This window comes from Mesorhizobium sp. M4B.F.Ca.ET.143.01.1.1, assembly GCF_004792275.1.
Classification (GTDB): domain Bacteria; phylum Pseudomonadota; class Alphaproteobacteria; order Rhizobiales; family Rhizobiaceae; genus Mesorhizobium; species Mesorhizobium abyssinicae.
The window spans coordinates 400,545-419,495 of the sequence record NZ_SRSR01000002.1; the positions used below are offsets into that span (position 1 = coordinate 400,545).

At 63.3% G+C, this 18,951-nt stretch carries 17 protein-coding genes and 1 tRNA gene; 5 read left to right on the forward strand and 13 right to left on the reverse strand.

Annotated elements, in window-relative coordinates:
• Positions 1 to 21: 21 nt before the first annotated feature.
• From acpS to rpoZ, 7 genes are all read right to left on the reverse strand, one after another.
• Positions 22 to 435: a holo-ACP synthase gene (acpS, locus tag EN786_RS06215; RefSeq protein ID WP_127310305.1), complete on the reverse strand. Its 414-nt coding sequence runs from the start codon at positions 433 to 435 to the stop codon at positions 22 to 24.
• Positions 432 to 1,025 (reverse strand): DUF2062 domain-containing protein, encoded by a 594-nt coding sequence (locus tag EN786_RS06220; protein ID WP_127286190.1) that lies wholly within the window; start codon positions 1,023 to 1,025, stop codon positions 432 to 434. Before EN786_RS06220 ends, acpS begins: the two co-directional genes overlap by 4 nt.
• Positions 1,026 to 1,593: 568 nt before the next feature.
• The gene (locus tag EN786_RS06225; RefSeq protein WP_135908075.1) at positions 1,594 to 2,139 is read right to left on the reverse strand and encodes a DUF417 family protein; all 546 of its coding nucleotides are present in this window, start codon (positions 2,137 to 2,139) and stop codon (positions 1,594 to 1,596) included.
• 647 nt (positions 2,140 to 2,786) lie between these two features.
• Complete coding sequence (locus EN786_RS06235; RefSeq protein ID WP_127310307.1) at positions 2,787 to 3,167, reverse strand: VOC family protein; 381 nt, start codon at positions 3,165 to 3,167, stop codon at positions 2,787 to 2,789.
• 78 nt (positions 3,168 to 3,245) lie between these two features.
• The gene (gene pyrE, locus EN786_RS06240; protein ID WP_127286186.1) at positions 3,246 to 3,824 is read right to left on the reverse strand and encodes an orotate phosphoribosyltransferase; all 579 of its coding nucleotides are present in this window, start codon (positions 3,822 to 3,824) and stop codon (positions 3,246 to 3,248) included.
• A gap of 32 nt (positions 3,825 to 3,856) precedes the next feature.
• Positions 3,857 to 6,085, reverse strand: coding sequence for a bifunctional (p)ppGpp synthetase/guanosine-3',5'-bis(diphosphate) 3'-pyrophosphohydrolase (locus EN786_RS06245; RefSeq protein WP_127286185.1), 2,229 nt, complete (start codon positions 6,083 to 6,085; stop codon positions 3,857 to 3,859).
• A gap of 128 nt (positions 6,086 to 6,213) precedes the next feature.
• Positions 6,214 to 6,615 (reverse strand): DNA-directed RNA polymerase subunit omega, encoded by a 402-nt coding sequence (gene rpoZ / locus EN786_RS06250; protein ID WP_127286184.1) that lies wholly within the window; start codon positions 6,613 to 6,615, stop codon positions 6,214 to 6,216.
• Positions 6,616 to 6,919: 304 nt separating this feature from the next.
• On the opposite strand from rpoZ, the gene EN786_RS06255 reads away from it, so the two are divergent.
• Both EN786_RS06255 and EN786_RS06260 read left to right on the forward strand, forming a co-directional pair.
• Complete coding sequence (locus EN786_RS06255; RefSeq protein WP_127286183.1) at positions 6,920 to 7,501, forward strand: NYN domain-containing protein; 582 nt, start codon at positions 6,920 to 6,922, stop codon at positions 7,499 to 7,501.
• Entirely contained in the window at positions 7,498 to 8,169 is a 672-nt protein-coding gene (locus tag EN786_RS06260; RefSeq protein WP_189340499.1) for a uracil-DNA glycosylase, read from the forward strand. Before EN786_RS06255 ends, EN786_RS06260 begins: the two co-directional genes overlap by 4 nt.
• Here the strand turns inward: EN786_RS06260 and EN786_RS06265 are convergent.
• The 3 genes from EN786_RS06265 to dapA form a co-directional block, all read right to left on the reverse strand.
• Positions 8,138 to 8,884, reverse strand: a complete 747-nt coding sequence (locus tag EN786_RS06265; protein WP_127283035.1) for a GH25 family lysozyme — start codon at positions 8,882 to 8,884, stop codon at positions 8,138 to 8,140. The two genes, EN786_RS06260 and EN786_RS06265, sit on opposite strands and share 32 nt — an antisense overlap.
• An 82-nt stretch (positions 8,885 to 8,966) precedes the next feature.
• Positions 8,967 to 9,446, reverse strand: a complete 480-nt coding sequence (smpB, locus tag EN786_RS06270) for an SsrA-binding protein SmpB (protein ID WP_127283034.1) — start codon at positions 9,444 to 9,446, stop codon at positions 8,967 to 8,969.
• Positions 9,447 to 9,596: 150 nt separating this feature from the next.
• On the reverse strand, positions 9,597 to 10,478 hold the full coding sequence (dapA, locus tag EN786_RS06275) for a 4-hydroxy-tetrahydrodipicolinate synthase (protein WP_127283033.1): 882 nt from the start codon (positions 10,476 to 10,478) through the stop codon (positions 9,597 to 9,599).
• A 360-nt stretch (positions 10,479 to 10,838) separates the two neighbouring features.
• On the opposite strand from dapA, the gene EN786_RS06280 reads away from it, so the two are divergent.
• Both EN786_RS06280 and EN786_RS06285 read left to right on the forward strand, forming a co-directional pair.
• Positions 10,839 to 12,881 carry a lytic transglycosylase domain-containing protein gene (locus EN786_RS06280; protein ID WP_135908077.1) on the forward strand — a complete coding sequence of 681 codons (2,043 nt, stop codon included), beginning with the start codon at positions 10,839 to 10,841 and terminating at the stop codon, positions 12,879 to 12,881.
• A gap of 87 nt (positions 12,882 to 12,968) precedes the next feature.
• Positions 12,969 to 13,853, forward strand: a complete 885-nt coding sequence (locus EN786_RS06285; protein ID WP_127311903.1) for an alpha/beta hydrolase — start codon at positions 12,969 to 12,971, stop codon at positions 13,851 to 13,853.
• A gap of 158 nt (positions 13,854 to 14,011) precedes the next feature.
• On the opposite strand, the gene EN786_RS06290 is transcribed toward EN786_RS06285, so the two are convergent.
• The 3 genes from EN786_RS06290 to EN786_RS06300 form a co-directional block, all read right to left on the reverse strand.
• Entirely contained in the window at positions 14,012 to 15,085 is a 1,074-nt protein-coding gene (locus EN786_RS06290) for a site-specific integrase (protein ID WP_127283030.1), read from the reverse strand.
• A 243-nt stretch (positions 15,086 to 15,328) separates the two neighbouring features.
• Positions 15,329 to 16,405: a porin gene (locus EN786_RS06295; protein ID WP_127311904.1), complete on the reverse strand. Its 1,077-nt coding sequence runs from the start codon at positions 16,403 to 16,405 to the stop codon at positions 15,329 to 15,331.
• A 243-nt stretch (positions 16,406 to 16,648) separates the two neighbouring features.
• Positions 16,649 to 16,739: transfer RNA gene (locus EN786_RS06300), tRNA-Ser, on the reverse strand.
• A 453-nt stretch (positions 16,740 to 17,192) separates the two neighbouring features.
• Here EN786_RS06300 and EN786_RS06305 point away from each other — a divergent pair.
• The gene (locus EN786_RS06305; RefSeq protein ID WP_127309867.1) at positions 17,193 to 18,362 is read left to right on the forward strand and encodes a porin; all 1,170 of its coding nucleotides are present in this window, start codon (positions 17,193 to 17,195) and stop codon (positions 18,360 to 18,362) included.
• Positions 18,363 to 18,951: the final 589 nt, after the last annotated feature.

Below are 18,951 nucleotides of genomic sequence, written 5' to 3' on the forward strand. Positions count from 1 at the left end.
TCAGCCGGAGGTCAGAAGCAATCAATGTGGCGCTTCTTCGGCGGGCAACGCCTCGATGATCACAAAGGCTTGAGCAAGCGGGAAATCGTCGGTGATGGTGAGGTGGATTGCCGCCCTATGCCCCCGCGGCAGGATCTTGCCGAGCTGTCCCGCCGCGCCGCCGGTCAGCGCCATGGTCGGCTTGCCGCCGGGCAGGTTGACCACGCCCATATCGCGCCAGAAGACGCCATGTGCCATGCCCGTGCCCAGCGCCTTGGCGCAGGCCTCCTTGGCGGCGAAGCGCTTGGCGTAGGACGCGACGCGCGCCGCGCGGCCTTCCGAGCGGGCCTGTTCGACCTCGGTGTAGATGCGCTGGATGAAGCGCTGGCCGTGCCGTTCCAGCGACTTCTCGATGCGTCTGATATCGATCAGGTCGCTGCCGATGCCGATGATCATTCCGCGGGAACTTCCCGCCCGCCGTGTCCACCGAGCCTGGCTTTGTGCGCCCTCTCGGCCATGCGCTTCCTGCGCCGCTCGCGAAAGGCGGTCATGCCCCATCGGGTGATGCCGTAGAAGAACAGGCCGAAGACGAGGCCGAGCGGCACCGCGCCGATCAGCATCGGCTCCAGCACCGGGTGCCACAGTTTCGCGAACGAAAGCGTGTGCATCATTTCCCCGAGGTGCTCGGGCGGTCCGTGCTTGGGCAGGCGTTCGTGCAGGATGAGCTTGCCGGTTTCCCAGGATGCGCCCCACAGCAGCGGAAAGGTCAGCGGATTGCCGAAGAACACGGCGCCGAGCGCGGCCGCCACCAGATTGCCGGCGATCACCCAGCACAGCACGGCGGCGATCACGAAGTGGAAGCCGAGCGGGAAGAACGAGGCAAACACGCCGGCCGCGACGCCGGCGGCGACAGCATGCGGGGTGGCCTTCAGCCTCAGGATGCGCTTCGAGAAATACTGCACCGAGCGCGAGAACGAGCGGCGCGGCCAAAGATAGGTACGCACCCGCTCAAAAATGCCATCAGGCTCGCGGCGTCGAAAAAGCACTCTGTTCCGGTTCCTAGTACTCAACACAAGCTGTTCCGGCGATCCCGAGCCGGCAGGCGACTGCCATATCTTGCGCTTCGAGGCCGCCCGAAGGCAACAGCGACTTTGATATAGCGACGCGCCGACCGAAGGACAACGTCCGGCCAGCGTCTCGCCGCTCGAGCATATTAGAAACACGGCGGATTTGTGGAGACGGGAGTCAAGTCGCTGACGTGCGGCAGTTCGCCCCGCCAGCTAATGCAGCGCTGCGACGTCGGCCGCAACCTGGCGCTCGGCCGGCGTTGCCGCCCTCGCAAAGCAGCCGTCGCCGGAGTGAAGCAACGGTCCTGCCGATCTCACCGGGGATGATTGCGAGGTTGGCAGTCCGGGGTCCGATGAATCCGCTGAGGGTGCCGGATGTGGTCTTCCAATCTCTGACCAACTGCACCGCACAGTCCAAACGTGCAGGACCCGCTAGAGGTGCACCGCGGCCCCTTCAAGGAGCCTGCCGGGATTAGTCGGACTGAACTGCATGGCATCATGTCCTGGTTCGTCCGTCCTGCGCCAAATGGCGAGTAGGGTCATATTCTCACCCTTTGTTTCGCCGTTCATCGCCGTGTGCGATTTCCCGGTCGTGGCTCGACGCAAGTCGTTGCAGGCTGCCACCCAGTATGACCAGGCTCACGCCCAGCAATGCGACATCCTTGATTAGGAAGGCACCCAGCCCATTGAGAAAGGGAAACCCTTCCGAACCCGCCTCCCAGATTGGCAGAGCGAGCATTGTCGAGGCCGTCAGCGCAAAGGTGATTGAACCGATCGCGCCTCCGACGAGGCCAGCCCAGACACTGCGGAAAGACGCAGCCAGCAGAAGCGCAGCGATCAGTTCGATCACGCCCAGGAAGTAGGAAGCCCCGGCAAATCCGAATGCGGGATAAAGCCATGCCAGCCACGGCGTATTCTCAACAAATGGCTTAAGCGCCTCGATCTCGATCGAGGTGAATTTCAAAATGCCGATCAACAGCAGCGGAAGCACCACCCCCGATAGGGCTACCGCACGGCCAACAGCAGCAAGGCGGTCGCCAGTTCGATTGATGCGCGCCACGAAGAGCGCGGGTGCCGTTGCCGGAGTGAACATAGCCTGCCTCCTTCTATTTATATGCTCCAAGCATACAATAACGCGATCTTGATGTATATGCTCCAAGCATATATTTTTCGCTGATGGCTGATTCCAGGATCGAGAATGTGATTGGTGCTCTGGCGCTGGCCTTTGCGGACACGCTGCAGCGGGACGCTCAGGCACGAGCGCCGGAGCCCGGCCCCGCGGCTGCGGCCATCACCCTCGTTGGCCACGTTCCTGGTCTCTCGATCGAGAGGCTGCGACGCGCTCTTTCATTGTCGCATTCAGGCGCCGTTCGACTGGTCGATCGACTGGTCGCGGACGGATTGGCGGCTCGATCCTCGGCGCCTGACGATCATCGCGCGGTAGCGCTAAGACTCACGCCTCTGGGCGAGACGACCTGTGGTGCAATTCTTTCCGCTCGTCAGGCGGGGCTCGCATCAGCGCTCACAGTTCTAAGTTCGGAGGAGCTGCAGGAGTTCGGCAGACTTGCCGCCAAGCTGCTGCGCGGGCTCGTCAGCAGCGAGGACCATGCATACCGAATTTGCCGGCTATGCAACTATACCGCTTGCCTCGAGTGCCCTGTCGAAGCGGAATTGTCCTCAGCCTTGGCAAGATAGAGCTTGGCCACATCACTATCCGCCAGACAATCTGGCCGTTCTGGCTTAGGTGAGGTACTCGCTGACCTCGACCAGGTTGCCGTCCGGATCGCGGAAATAGAGCGACATCATCGGCCCGCGCGCGCCGGCTCGCTCGACCGGCCCGACCTCGATGGCGACATTGCTGGCCGCCAGGCTGGCGCAGATCTCGGCAAGCGGCCTTGCCGCGACGAGGCAGAAATCGCCGGCGCCGGGCGTCGGCGCCTTGGCCTTCGGCTCGAAGGTGCGGCCGACCTCGTGCAGGTTGATCTTCTGCGATCCGAACAACAGCGCGGTCGGCCGGTTCGGTTCGTCCAGGCGCTGGAGACCGAGCACGCGCTGGTAGAAGGCGCAGCTCGCTTCCACCGAGCGCACCGTGAGCACGAAATGGTCAATGCCGGCGATCATCGCTGCGCCGCGGCCGACGGACGCTGCCGAAGAGATTCAAGCAACGCGCTCAAGCGCTTGTTTTCACGCATGGCCGCATCAGATGTTGCGGCTGCCGGGCTTGACGGCCGGGATGGCGGCCAGTTCCGGCGGCAAGCGGTCGGCCGGATAGGCCGGAACCTCGTATTCGGCGAGCGCGACCAGCGGCACGCCGACATCGGTCTTGCCGGCCGAACGGTCGATGATGCAGGCGGCCGCCGCCACCTCGGCGCCAAGCTCGCGCAGGCAGTCGATGGTCTCGCGGATCGACAGGCCGGTGGTGACGATGTCCTCGACGATGACGACGCGCGCGCCCCTGGCGATCTCGAAGCGGCGCAGCCTGAACTCGCCCCCTTCCCGCTCGACCCAGATCGCCGGGACGGCGAGATGGCGCGAGGTCTCATAGGCCGGAATCAGGCCGCCGATCGCCGGGCCGACGACATAGTCGATGCGGCCGGGAACGGCCTTGCGGATCTTCTCGGCCAGCGCCTTGCACAGGCGCTCGGTCTTGTCGGCATGCATGAAGACCCTCGCCTTCTGCAGGAACACCGGGCTGCGCAGGCCCGACGTCAGGATGAAATGTCCCTCCAGGACGGCGCCGGCCTCGCGGAAAATGCCCAGCACTTCGTCGGTGTTCATTTCATTCCCCCATTATTCTTCTGACCATGATGTCAGCCGTTGACGCGCCTTGCATCGCTGACGCTCGAATTGTCCTTGAGCTGCGAGAGCAGCCGGTTCAGGTGCTTGAGATCCCAAACCTCGAGATCGATCAGCATTTCGGTGAAGTCGGGCGCGGTGCGCACCATCGACAGCGTGTGGATGTTGGCGTCGTTGGCGGCAACGACCTGGGCGATGTCGGCCAGCGACCCCGGCGCGTTGATGGCGGTGACCGAGACGCGTGCCGGGAAGCGCTCCTTTGTTCGCTCGTCGATGTCCCAGCGCACGTCGATCCAGCGCTCGGGCTGATCGTCGAAGGCCTGCAGCGCCGGCGACTGGATCGGATAGATGGTGATGCCGGTGCCCGGCTGGATGATGCCGACGATGCGGTCTCCGGGCACCGCTCCTTCCGGCGCGAAGCGCACCGGCAGGTCGCCGCGCACGCCGCGGATCGGAACCGCCCCGTCGCGCGGCTGGTCCTTGTCCTTGCGCGCGGCGCGGCCCGGCATCTGGAACAGCATGCCGGCGGCGTTGCGGATCTTCGACCAGCCCTCCTCGCGCTGCTTGGGGGCGGCGACGGTGACGCGCTCGTCCTTATAGTCGGGGAACACCGCCTTCATGACGTCCGTCGAGGCCAGTTCGCCGCGGCCGACCGAGGCCAGCACGTCGTCAATGTCCTTGCGCGCCAGCCGGTGCAGCACCGGCTTCAGGCTCTCCTTGGTGAAGGTCCTGCCGGCACGCTCGAAAGCGCGCTCGAGGATGCGGGCGCCGAGGCCGGAATATTGCTTACGGATGGCGTTCTTGGTGGCGCGGCGGATGGCGGCGCGCGCCTTGCCGGTGACGACGACCGATTCCCAGGCGGCGGGCGGCACCTGCGCCTTGGAGCGGATGATCTCGACCTCGTCGCCGTTCTTCAATTCCGTCATCAGCGGCATGATGCGGCCGTTGACCTTGGCGCCGACGCAGGTATCGCCGACATCGGTGTGAACGGCATAGGCGAAATCGATGGGGGTGGCGCCGCGCGGCAGCGCGATCAGCATGCCCTTCGGCGTGAAGCAGAACACCTGGTCCTGGAACAGTTCCAGCTTCGTGTTCTCGAGGAAATCTTCCGGATTGTCGCCCTCGGCCAGTTGCTCGATGGTGCGCCGCAGCCAGGCATAGGCGTTGGTCTCCTTCGAGATGGCGTGGCCGGCGCCGTTCGTCTTGCCGCCTGTATCCTTGTAGATCGAATGCGCGGCGACGCCATATTCGGCGATCTTGTTCATCTCGCGGGTGCGGATCTGCAACTCGACGCGCTGGCGCGACGGGCCGACGATGGTGGTGTGGATCGAGCGGTAGTCGTTCTGCTTCGGCGTCGAGATGTAGTCCTTGAAGCGGCCGGGCACCATCGACCATGTCGTGTGGATGGCGCCGAGCGCCCGGTAGCAATCCTCGAGCGTATCGACGACGACACGGAAGCCGAAGATGTCGGAGAGCTGCTCGAAGGACAGCGCCTTGGCTTCCATCTTGCGGAACACCGACCACGGCTTCTTCTGTCGGCTCTTCACGCTGGCCTTGATGGCATGTTTCTCGAACAAGGCCGACAGCGCCTTCTCGATCTCGGTCAGCACGTCCTTGTTGCGCTCGAATATCTCGGCAAGCCTCGCCGTGACGGCGCGGTAGGCTTCCGGATTGATGTAGCGGAAGGCGATCTCCTCCAGTTCCTCGCGCATGCCCTGCATGCCCATGCGGCCGGCGAGCGGCGCATAGATATCCATCGTCTCCTCGGCGATGCGCAGGCGCTTGGCTTCCGGAACATGGTCGAGGGTGCGCATGTTGTGCAAGCGGTCGGCGAGCTTGACCAGCAGCACGCGCACGTCCTCGGAGATCGCCAGCAAGAGCTTGCGCAGGTTCTCCGCCTGCTCGGCCTTCTTGGAGACGAGATCGAGCTTCTTGAGCTTGGTCAGGCCCTCGACCAGCTTGCCCATTTCGGGGCCGAACAACTCGTCGATCTCGGCCCTGGTGGCGGTGGTGTCCTCGATCGTGTCATGCAACAGGGCGACCGCGATCGTCGCCTCGTCCATATGCATTTCGGTGAGGATGGCGGCGACTTCGAGCGGATGCGAGAAATAGGGATCGCCGGAAGCGCGCTTCTGGTGGCCATGCTTCTGCATGGCGTAGACATAGGCCTTGTTGAGCAGCGCCTCGTTGACGTCAGGCTTGTAGCGCTGGACGCGCTCGACAAGCTCATACTGACGCATCATGGGCAAGATCTCGCGGTGCTGAAATGAATCATGCGCCGCATCGGGATGCGGCGCATGTCATAGATAGCCACGAAACTGCCTGGACGGAAGTGCCGGAAAAATGTTCCGGGCAGGTCCAGGAAACTCTCCTAGTAGTCGTCGCTCTTCTCAGGCGGCACAAGGCCTTCGATGCCGGCCAGCAGGTCTTCCTCGGTCATGCGGTCGAAGGCGATGTTGTCCTCGGCGTCGTCGGTATCGGTCGCCGCGACGGCAGCGCCCGTCTGGTCGGCGATCGCCTCGCCATCGGCCTCCGGCTCGTCGACTTCGACATGCTTCTGCAGCGAGTGGATCAGGTCTTCCTTGAGGTCGTCGGGCGACAGCGTCTCGTCGGCGATCTCGCGTAGCGCGATCACCGGGTTCTTGTCGTTGTCGCGCGGCACGGTGATCTGCGCGCCCTGGCTGATCTGACGGGCGCGGTGGCCGGCCAGGAGCACCAGCTCGAAGCGGTTGTCGACCTTGTCGATGCAATCTTCAACGGTTACGCGGGCCATGAATTGCCCCTTTCATGCGATGGATTTGACGGAAAACAGGCGCGGTCCATAACCTGAACGCCGCCAAAATACAAGCTTCTTGGCAATGCCGATCCGCCTGCCGCGGGATTATCCGGCTCGGCATGGGCAAGGCCCGCAGCGATCCGGCGCCGATCACAATTGCTTGCGAGGGGCCGACACAGCTTGGATTGCCGTAAAACTGGCGCTATCTCGGATAAGAAAGGCCATGTGGTCCGTTGACGGGCCGCGGGCATAGTCGCCGACGCTTTTAGACGACCGCCTATTTTGAAAAAGGACATTTTCCATGTTCGACCCTCGGGAAAAAATCGCGCTTTTCATCGACGGTGCCAATCTCTATGCCACCTCGCGGGCGCTCGGCTTCGACATCGACTACCGCAAGCTTCTGTCTAGCTTCCAGAAACGCGGCTATCTGCTGCGCGCCTACTACTACACCGCGCTGGTCGAGGATCAGGAATATTCCTCGATCCGGCCGCTGATCGACTGGCTCGACTATAACGGCTTCAAGGTGGTGACCAAGCCGGCCAAGGAATTCACCGACTCGACCGGCCGCCGCAAGATCAAGGGCAATATGGACATCGAGCTCACCGTCGACGCGCTCGAGCTCGCCGACGTCGTCGACCACTATGTCATCTTCTCCGGCGACGGCGATTTCCGCACATTGGTCGAGGCGCTGCAGCGCCGCGGCCGCAAGGTTTCGATCGTCTCGACCATGGCCTCGCAGCCGCCGATGATCTCGGACGACCTGCGCCGCCAGGCCGACCATTTCATGGACCTGATGAGCCTGAAGAACGAAGTCGGCCGCGATCCCTCCGAACGGCCGGTGCGCCGGCCCGAACCGGCCGAAGTCGACGAGGACGACTATTGACGGCGGCGGCCTTGGTCGCCGCGCCCTCCCCCGAACCCGGCCGCGACTGCCCGCTCTGCCCGCGGCTGCATGATTTCATCGCCGACTGGCGGCAGCGCGAGCCGTCCTGGTTCAACGCGCCGGTGCCGACCTTCCTGCCGCCGGAGGGTGAGGGCGCCGTGCGGCTGCTGATCGTCGGGCTGGCGCCCGGCCTGCGCGGCGCCAACCGCACCGGGCGGCCCTTCACCGGCGACTATGCCGGCGACCTGCTCTACGGCACGCTGATCGCGCATGGCCTGGCGCGCGGCGAGTTCAAGGCAAAGCCCGACGACGGGCTGGAACTGGTGCAGACGGCGATCACCAATGCCGTGCGCTGCGTGCCGCCGGAGAACAAGCCGGTCGGCGGCGAGATCGCCACCTGCCGAAATTTTCTGGTGCCGACGATCGGACGCTTTCCCAATCTGCGCGCTGTGCTGGCGCTCGGCTCGATCGCGCATCAGTCGACGGTGCGGGCGCTGGGCGAGCGCGTCGCCGCCTATCCGTTCCGCCACGGTGGGCGTCAGCAGGCCGGCGGCATCACGCTGTTCTCCAGCTACCATTGCTCGCGCTACAACACCAATACGGGCGTGCTGACGGAATCAATGTTCGTCAATGTGTTCAAGGAGATCGCGGCGTTTCTGGAGGAGTAGATTCGGAAACCCGCGTGGCGAATAGCTCAGCCAGTTTGTCCGCCCCGCCCTGCAGCACGTTCAGGTCGACATCGCCTTCGATGCCGTCGACGCGACCCCGGTTATGATACTGCCAGTAGATCCAGTCGTCCTTGCTGGGGCGTAGCGCCAGCGAGCGCAGCCAGCGCTCGCGAACGGCGATATGCGCGGAATAGGCCTGCGCCGCCTCATCGGTGAGATAGACGATCGCCGGCTTGTCGAAGGCCGCCTCGACCGGGCCGAGGAACGCCTGGAGCTCGGCGCTCAACTGCTCGGGCGACGGCCGCTGCGGGCAATTGCCGCCGAATTCGATGTCGACCACCGGCGGCAGCAGCGGCTCGCCGCGCGGCACCACCGAGAGGAAATTCTTCGCCTGGTCGGCGCCCGGCCGGCAGAAGGTGAAGAAGTGGTAGGCGCCGACCGCCAGCCCGGCGGCGCGCGCCTCGCGCAGGTTGGCGGCGAAGGCATCGTCGACATGATCGCCGCCTTCGGTCGCCTTGATGACGGCGAAGGCGACATCGTCGGCGGCGACACGCCGCCAGTCGATCCGGCCTTGGTGATGGGAGACGTCGATGCCCCTGACGGGGAACCGGTCGCGATCGGGAGAGAAGGTGTGGAAATAGATGAGCCCGCCCGCTGCAACGACGCACGCCAGGACAAGGCTGGCCAGGACCCAGAGGACGATCCGCTTCTTCAAGACTATCCCCCGATGTCGGCTCTTCATGTCCGGAAGCTGAAGGCCGACTGTTGGCTTTTTTCAGGCCAGCGCCTGAGATTCTTCAGCCGCGTTGCTTGAGCAGGCGGCCCTTCTCGCGCGACCAGTCGCGCTGCTTTTCCGTCTCGCGCTTGTCGTGCAGCTTCTTGCCGCGGGCAATCGCAAGCAGCAGCTTGGCGCGGCCGCGATCGTTGAAATAGATCTTGAGCGGCACCAGCGTCATGCCTTCGCGATCGACGCTCTGCGACAGCTTCGCCATCTCGCGCTTGGAGAGCAGAAGCTTGCGGCGCCGGCGCGGCTCGTGGTTGAAGCGATTGGCCTGCAGATATTCCGGCAGATAGGAATTGATCAGCCAGATCTCGCCGCCCTCGGCAGAGGCATAGGATTCCTGGATGTTGGCCTGGCCCTGGCGCAGCGATTTGACCTCGGTGCCGGTCAGCACGAGGCCGGCCTCGAGGGTGTCGAGCACCTCGTAGGAGAACCGTGCCTTGCGGTTCTCCGCAACGGTCCTGTTGTTGGGATCGGCTTTTTTGACTTGATTCATGACGTCCAGGTCCGTTTCGAAACCCGCTCCTGCGAGTCAGATGACGGTGTCACCGAGAACCGGAGCGGAGCGTACATATAGTACGTGAGCACCGGAAGCGCAGGTGGCGCCTTCAGATGGCCGCAGGAGTGGAGTTTCCAAACGGGCTCGTTAGTTTATCAAGCCGGCATGCTTCATCGCCTGGTCGATCTTCTCGGCCGTCGAGGCCTCGATCGTGACCAGCGGCGAGCGCACGACGTTCTCGACCTTGCCCAGCTTCGACAGCGCGTATTTGGCGCCGCACAGGCCGGGCTCGATGAAGATCGCCTTGTGCAGCGGCAGGAGCCGATCCTGCAGGTCGAGGGCCTTGGCGCTGTCGCCGGAAAGCGTCGCTTCCTGGAATTCGGCGCAGAGCCGCGGCGCGACGTTCGACGTCACCGAGATGCAGCCGACGCCGCCATGGGCGTTGAAGCCCAGCGCCGAGGCGTCCTCGCCGGAAAGCTGGACGAAATCCTTGCCGCAGGTGGCGCGCTGCTCGGAGACGCGCTCGACCTTGCCGGTCGCATCCTTGACGCCGACGATGTTCTTGAAGTCGTGCGCCAGCCGCCCCATCGTCTCCGGCGTCATGTCGATCACCGAGCGCGGCGGGATGTTGTAGATGATGATCGGCAGCTTGGTCGCGCGGGCGACAGCGGCGAAGTGCTCATAGAGGCCGCGCTGCGTCGGCTTGTTGTAATAGGGCGTGACGACCAGCGCGGCATCGGCGCCGGCCTGCTCGGCAAATTGCACCAGGCCTACGGCTTCCTCGGTGTTGTTGGAGCCGGCGCCGGCGACGACCGGAGCGCGGCCCTTGGCGACCTCGATGCAGACCTTGACCACCTGGCGGTGCTCGTCATGCGACAGCGTCGGCGACTCGCCGGTGGTGCCGACCGGGACGAGGCCCGTGGTGCCTTCGGCGAGCTGCCATTCGATGAAGGCGCGAAAGGCTTTCTCGTCGAAACGCCCGCTCTTTTCGAACGGTGTAACGAGCGCGGTAAGCGAGCCTCTCAGCATGTCGTCCAACTCCTTGGGACTTCGTTGGTTATGCATGTCGTTGCCCCAAAACCGGTATCCACTTTTGGGCGACATGCATTGTTGGGTTATGCATGTCATTGCCCCAAAACCGGTATCCACTTTGGGGCGGCATGCATTGGTGTTTTGTCGGTCGGTCTATCGTGCGCGCCTTCTAGCCGAAAGCGAAGCCGCGCACCATAGTCTCGACATGGTTCACCGGCAAGCATTGCCATGGTGCCAGCAAGCGCAAATCGAACGACCTCGATAACCTTATGTTTACGGGCTCTTCACGACCTATGTTTAGGCTTCGATGCGTCTTGGCCTGCTGGTAATGTGCTCGAACAGGAAATGACGAACCCCATGTCAGGCCGGCGGCCCCGTCTTTTCGCGTTTCTTGGCGCGACGCTTGCGCTGATGCCGGCCGCGGCGATCGGCGGCGGCGTCGACGTTGAGGTGACGTCGGCCCTCCCGGTAGCGCCCCTGGCCTATCAGGGCCGCCCGGACGCGCCGACATCGCCTTTCGCCGACGTCGCTGTTCTGAAGAGCGGTCTCGACAGTCTGGCGGCCAACGACGTTGCCGGCGCGCGCCAGGTGCGCGAGGCCTTGCCGGCCAATTCGCTCGACCGCCACATCCTGGCCTGGGCGATCGCGCTCTATGGCGGCGACCGGGTGCCGAGCGGCGATATCGCCGACGCCGCGCAGATGCTGCCGAACTGGCCGGGCACGATCGCGCTGCGCAAGAACAGCGAACGCGCGCTCTATCGCGAGAACCCCTCCCCGCAAGTCGTGGTGAAGGCGTTCAAGGGCAGCCAGCCGTTGACCCCCGAAGGCGTGATCATCCTTGCCCGATCCTATGTCGCGCTGGGCAACCTCAATGCAGCGCGCTCGGTGCTGTCGCCGTTCTGGCGCACGGAAAGGCTGGAAGCCAGGGACGAGGCGACCATCATCAAGGAGTTCGGCGCGCTTATCCCCGCCGCCGATCATCGCTTCCGCATGGAGCGCATGTTCTATGCCGACCGGGTGAGTTCGGCGCTGCGCGTCGCCGCGCTTGCCGGCGCCGAGCCGCTCGCCGAGGCCTGGGCGGCCGCCGGCCGCGGCGACAAGAACACGGCCAAACTGCTCAGGGCCGTGCCCGCCGCGCAGCGCTCGGCGGGCTATTTCTTTGCCGAGGCCGAATATCTGCGCAAGCAGCAGAAGTTCGCCGACGCGGCCGCGATCGTGATGAAGGCGCCGACCGACCGCGAGTCGCTGGTCGATCCCGACGCCTGGTGGGTGGAGCGCCGGGTGCTGTCGCGCGAGCTGGTCGACCAGGGCGACATGAAGACCGCCTACAAGATCGTCTCCATGCACGCTGCCGAAAGCCCGGCCAGCGCCGCCGAGGCCGAGTTCCATGCCGGCTGGTACGCGTTGCGCGGCCTCAACGATCCGGCCACCGCCGCCGCCCATTTCACTCGCATCGCCGACCTCGCGCAGGGACCGATGTCGCTGTCGCGCGCGTATTATTGGCTTGGCCGCACGGCCGAAGTGGGCGGGCCCGGCGACGCGAAGGCGTATTTCACCCGCGCGGCTGCCTATGGCACCACATTCTACGGCCAGCTCGCCGGCGAGCGCGTGGGCTTGAGGACCCTCGACATCGCCTATCCGCAGCCAAGTGCCGCCGACCGGCAGAATTTTGCCGGCCGCGAGGCCGTCAGCGCCATCAAGCGTCTGCAGGAGGCCGGCTATGACCGCTATGCCGAGACGCTTTACCGCGATCTCGCCGGGCAGTTGACCAGCCCCGGCGAGCTCGCGCTGCTCGCAGTGCTCGCCGAAAAGCAGGGCAACCATTTCATGGCACTGAAGGTCGGCAAGATCGCCGCCCAGCGCGGCATCAACGTCGGCGCGCTGTCGCACCCGCTGGGCGTCATCCCCGACACCGCCGATATTTCCGGCTCCGGCAAGGCGCTGGCCTATGCGATTGCCCGCCAGGAGAGCGAATTCAATATCGGCGCGGTCTCCAGCGCCGGTGCGCGCGGACTGCTGCAACTGATGCCGGGCACCGCCAGGCAATTGGCGAAGAAGGCCGGACTGACGTTCTCGCAGACGCGCCTGACCAGCGATGCCGGCTACAATGCGACGCTTGGCGCCGCCTTCCTCGGCCAGCAGCTCGACCGTTTCAGCGGATCCTATGTGCTGACCTTCGCCGGCTACAATGCCGGCCCCAACCGCGCTGCCCAGTGGGTGGCCAAATACGGCGACCCGCGCGGCAAGGACGTGGACGCCGTCGTCGACTGGATCGAGCGTATTCCTTACACGGAAACAAGAAGCTACGTGCAGCGCGTGATGGAGAATTACGAGGTCTACAAGATGCGTATTTCCGGCAAATACGACATCGTCGGGGACCTGGTGAATGGGCGCAGTTGAGCCCTTCCTTCCCTCAGCCATTTGACCGCCCCTGCCCTCGCCTGTAGCACTCGCGCACGAATCGGGAATGGCGAGGGACGTGTCCGCATGCCAGGCGAAGCTTTCTCCGACTTTTTCTATGACGCGCTGGATGGGCTCCGGCTTCACGCCCGCATCTATGGCGAAGTCAATTCGGGTCGTTGGCCTGTCGTCTGCCTGCCCGGCCTCACCCGCAACGCGCGCGACTTCCACGAATTGGCGCTCCACCTGTCGAGACGGGCCGGGCGCAAGGTCGTGGCCTTCGACTATCGCGGGCGCGGGCAATCGGCCTATGACCCCGACATCGGCCACTACAATGTGGGCATCGAAGCCGGCGATATCCTGGCCGGGCTGGCCGCGCTCGGCATCGAGGAAGCGGGCTTCATCGGCACGTCGCGCGGCGGGCTGATCATCCATGTGCTCGGTGCGATCGCGCCGGCCGTGCTGAAGGCCGTGGTGCTCAACGACATCGGCCCGGTGATCGAGACGCAAGGCCTCGCCCATATCCGTTCCTATCTCGATGGCGCGCCGAAGCCGAAGACATTCGCCGAGGCGCTCAACGCGCAGCGCGAGGTGCACGGCGGTGACTTTCCGGCGCTTGCCGAAGCGGACTGGGAACGGATGGTGTCGGCGCTCTTTCGCGAGACCGACGCGGGGCTGATGCCGGATTTCGACCCGAGGCTTGTCGACACGCTGGCCGGTCTCGACTTCAGCAAGCCGCTGCCCGATCTGTGGCCGCAGTTCGAGGCGCTGGCCGCCGTGCCGCTGCTTGCCATACGCGGCGCAAACTCCAAGCTGCTGTCATCAGCAACGCTTGAGGAGATGCGAGAACGACATCCCGGCATGGAAGCAATCACGGTCGAGGGCCAGGGTCATGCGCCGTTCCTCGAAACGGGCACCTTGCCTATCGCCATCGCCGCGTTCCTGGATCGGGCGGAAATTCAAAAGAAGTAATCCCAAGCTCAAAATCGGCTACCGAGCTATTTTTGCAGTATAGAAACGCTTAAAAAGACAATCGCTTCCGGAAAATGGCGGCGACCGATTCTGACCATCGGCGCCGCCCTCATCCGCCTTCGGCACCTTCTCCCCGTGAACGGGGAGAAGGACTCAAGCTAGTTGGCCCTGAAGCTTTTCCTGGAGACCTTCACGGCGGCCGCTTCGCTCTTCGGCTTGCGCGCCGGCTTTGAGGATGTGGGCGTGGTCACGGGCGAGGAAAACATGGAGTTTTCCGCGCCCTTCGTCGCCCCGTCGCAGCGCGGCGTTTCCAGCACGAAGACGCAGCCGTCGAGGTCGTTGGTGGCTAGATGCGCGTAGCGCATGGTCATCGACAGCGTCTGGTGGCCGAGCCACATCTGCACGCGCCTGATGTCGATGCCGCCCTGGACGAGTCGAGAGGCGCAGGTGTGGCGCAAAATATGCGGCACCACTTGCTCGTCGGCGGCAAGGCCGACCTCGGCCTTCGCCTCGTTCCAGATGGCGCGGAATTGCGCCTGGCTGAATCTGGTGAAGGGGCCCTTGGGACGGCGTCCCTCGGTGACCGGCAGCTTGATCACTTCCTTGACGCGGGCGGTCATCGGAATGGTACGGCTGCGGCCGGACTTGGTGATCCAGAAGGAGACGCGGTGCTCCTGGATGTCGTTCCAGATCAGGCCGAGCGCCTCGCCCAAGCGGCAGCCGGTATCGACAAGGAAGACGGAGAGCCGGTAAGCGTCCTCGCTGCGGCTCCTGATTGCGGCGAACAGCCTCGCCTCTTCGTCCTTTTCGAGGAAACGAATCCGTCCCGCCCGCTCCTTCTGGCGGCGGAACTCGGGCAGGCTGTGAATATCCCCCATCTTGTGAGCCTTGCGCAGCAGTTTGCTGAGAGCAGCCATCTTGCGATTGATGGTTGCGTTGCTGTTGCCGCGCTGGCGCAGGGTTCCGATAAGGTTGTCCAGGGTGCTTTGGTCAAAAGCGCTGAAACGCTCCCCGAGGAGAATCTCATCGATTTCGCCGATGAAAGAGCTGACATTGTATTTATGTCGCCCATCATCCCAGAGTATATCCCGATATGCTGAAAACAGCTCTCCGACCCGGTACGACTTTACTTCTCTTATCTTGTTATAGCTGTATTTTATTTTTGCAGTCTGAGAAGAAAAGATCGCGAAATGGTCAGAGGGCACCCCCTCTTGAATCGCTTCGTTCGTCATTTTTTTGACCACACCCCCGAGTGGAAAGGCGACACCTATCCGCTTGGAAGCGTCCTTTCAAGAGTTAAGTCTGACAAATCCGATTTCACCCGCCAGAGGGCAGGTCCCACGAAACCGTTCCGCAGACTTCTGTTCAGCTATCGAACCCCCTTTTCCTTCCGTTTGCCCAAGCCCAATCACGAAAACAAAACAGCCCGGGCGTTGAAGCGCCCGGGCTGGATTTCACCTGTGGACAACCAGCCCTTAGAACGAGCGCTGGAAGCGGAGGATACCGCCGACGCCGTCGTCGCTGCCGTGCCAGTCGCTGTCGGCCTTGTTGAAGTAGTCAACTTCAGCCGTGACCGTGAAGCCGGGAACCACATCGTAAGCGACGTTGGCGGCGAGACCGAAGGTCTTGCCATCGTCATACGACGCCTGGACGTTGAACGAGGCCTTCTCGTTGAACTTGTAGCTGGCGCCGCCCCAGACCGCCCAGCTGCCGTCCCAAAGCTTGAAGAAGCTGTGGCCGGTGTTCGGATCGGTAAAGTCGGAGTCGCTTCCGTAGCCGGCCATCACGAACGCCGAGATCGCGTCGTTGACGGTGACGTCCAAGCGAGCCTTACCAGCCCAGGATTCGTAGTTGCTGTCGTAACCAACGACGCCGCTGATGGCGCCCCAGCCCTGCGTGTACTTCACGCCGCCGACGATATGCGGAACATAGCTATCGATCGTATTGGCGCCAGCGCCGTCTTCGAGCGAGACCACGGCCGAGAAGCCATTGCCGGCGTCGAAGTAGTACTGGATGACGTTGGTGTCGAATTCGCCGTAGGGGACGATGGTATCGTCGATGACGTTGCCGGCATAGCCGTTGAACGTGTTGAAGGCCGATTCGTCCTTACCGACACGGAAGCCACCGAGCTGGATCCAGGCGAAGTTCAGCGACGTCGAGCTGCCCGCGTCGTCATGATAACCGTCCTTGAAGTTGAAACGGGTCTCGGTGAAGGTCTTCAAGGTGCCGAGCTCGGTTTCCTGGCCGGTCCAGGTCTTCAGCGTGAAGCGGGCCTGCTTGTGGTAGGTATCGTTGGTGCCGTCACCCAAACGGTCGGCCACATCCTGGTGGCCTTCGCGATCGCCAATGCCGATGTCGTAGCGGACAAAGCCGCCGATGCGCAGGCAGGTTTCGGTGCCGGGGATGTAGAAGTAGCCCGAGCCGTACACGTCGCAGATCTTGACGTATTCAGCCGGTTCCGGCTCGGCGACGACAACGGCGTCGGCGGCGCGCGCACCGGAAACTGCGATCAGGGCCGCAGCTGAGCCGAGAAGAAGGCTCTTGATGTTCATTTTCTGACCTCCAGTCAGAATCGAACGAACTGGCGGACCGGGCGCAAGAATTGCGAAGTTAACGCATTGATATTGCTATGCTTTCAAAGGACTTTACGAGATTCTGTATCAGCCGCAGAAGGTCGACTCCGCTGTCGTCGTAGTCATGACAGGCGAAGGTGAATCGCAACGGGCGTCGTCGATTCTGCTCTTATGAGGGATTCGCGGAGCTCGTCCTGCGCAGCCGCATGGCGCGAAGCAGGGTGGCGGAGAGGATGGGATTCGAACCCACGAGAAGCTTTTGACCTCTACTCCCTTAGCAGGGGAGCGCCTTCGACCACTCGGCCACCTCTCCGTTGCGCCGCTGGATAAAGAAAAGCTTCGGCACAATCAACAAGCCGGCGTCATTATCGCGGAAAAATCGGTTCCTGGCAGTGATGCCGCCTCGCCATGCGGCGATTCTGCGGCAATTCCCTGGCTGGCGACTCGGGCAAGCGCGCCGCAATTCGGTCCGCCCAGCGCCGGATTCGGGCCGTTTGCAAGGGGTGCAAAGGCCTTGAAAGTTAACGAGAGCTTTCTGAGTGAGGCCAAATCGTGTCATTTGTGCAACAACGCTCGGGGATAGCGTCCGGACAGCCCGTCCGCCGGTACGATCATGGTTGAACGACGCCGTCTCATGGGTAATGTCGAATTTGAAGGAGCGGCGCGGTGCGCATCTTTTTCGGTTAGTGGGGATGGGGCAGGGAACGCTGTCCTTCAGCAAAGAATACCCAGACCCGTTTTTTAACTTTTGACTGGAGGTCAGAAAATGAACATCAAGAGCCTTCTTCTCGGCTCAGCTGCGGCCCTGATCGCAGTTTCCGGTGCGCGCGCCGCCGACGCCGTTGTCGTCGCCGAGCCGGAACCGGCTGAATACGTCAAGATCTGCGACGTGTACGGCTCGGGCTACTTCTACATCCCCGGCACCGAAACCTGCCTGCGCATCGGCGGCTATGTCCGCTACGACATCGGCATGGGCGACGTCGGCGCGTTCACCGGCGCGGAGTCGGTCGACCACGAAGATGGTGACGTGCAGGATACCTGGTACAAGAATGCCCGCTTCACGCTGAAGACCTGGACCGGCCAGGAAACCGAGCTCGGCACCTTGAAGACCTACACCGAGACCCGCTTCAACTTCGGCAACAACAATCGGCACGCCACCCTTGATGATCCGGCCACCACGACAATCGATGAAACCGATAGCAATCCCGCCGGCGGCAAGGGCGTTTCGCTCAACTTCGCCTGGATCCAGCTCGGTGGTCTGCGCGTCGGTAAGGACGAATCGGCCTTCAATACGTTCATCGGCTACGCCGGCAACGTCATCAACGATACGCTGGTTCCGTACGGCAATTTCGACACCAACGTCATCCAGTACTACTTCGACGCTGGCAACGGCTTCTCCGCCGTCCTCTCGCTCGAAGAAGGCTCGGGCGTCGTCGGCACGATCGACAGCTACGTTCCGCATGTCGTCGGCGGTCTGAAGTACACGCAGGGCTGGGGCGCCATCGCCGGCGTCGTCGCCTATGACAGCAACTACGAGGAAGTGGCCGGCAAGGTCCGCTTGGACGTCAACGCCACCGACGCGATCTCGCTGTGGGTCATGGGCGGCTACGGCACCGACGACAATCTCTCGGATCCGACCTGGGCAATCCCGGCCGGCGGCCGCGGCTTCTTCAAGCAGTGGAGCGGCAACTGGGCAGTCTGGGGCGGCGGTACCTACAAGTTCAACGAGAAGACCTCGTTCAACGCCCAGCTCTCCTATGACGAAGGCAAGAACTTCGGCGTTGCGGCGAATATCGCCTACGACGTCGTTCCCGGCTTCACCGTCACGGCCGAGGTCGACTACATCAACGTTGGCGAGGATACCGTCTCCGATTGGACCGATGCCCGGCAAGAAGACGCCATCGGCGGTATGCTCCGCTTCCAGCGCTCGTTCTAATCAGCAGCGTCTGACTGAAATCGAACCCGGCGGGCAACCGCCGGGTTTTTTCGTCTTCGGGCAACAGCGCGCCAGACTCTTTCTGGAACCGCGCCCCGTCCCGTCGCGCAGCTTGCACCGGCCAATCCGGCACGCTGGCAAGAAGGCCCTTTTTCTTAACGAGCCTCTGCCATGCGCCTGCGCCCTCCCCTTACGTTGGCGGTCTCCTCCGCTTCCAGCGCTCGTTCTAACAGGCACTGCCTGACTGAAATTAGAACCCGGCGGGCAACCGCCGGGTTTTTTGAATTAGGAGATCCGACTATCAAGGTCGCGCTATCCGCGAGGAGCGAAGCGCGCGCGGAATCCGAGGGTGGCCTCTAAGTGCCACCGCGAAACTGGGTTCGCGGCGCCAGAGGACAGCGCCCGCGCCTCTTGCCGGCCATGTTCCCCGCAAGGCAGGGCAATCGCGTATGGCGATATTCTTTGTTTTCCATACACTTGGCCAAGTGCTGCGGAAATCGCCAAAGCGAGCGGCTCGCCGTTTTATCTGTCCTTGATCCGATTCGGCTCAGAACCTCGACCGAACATCCCAACAGTCTTCGGCTCGACT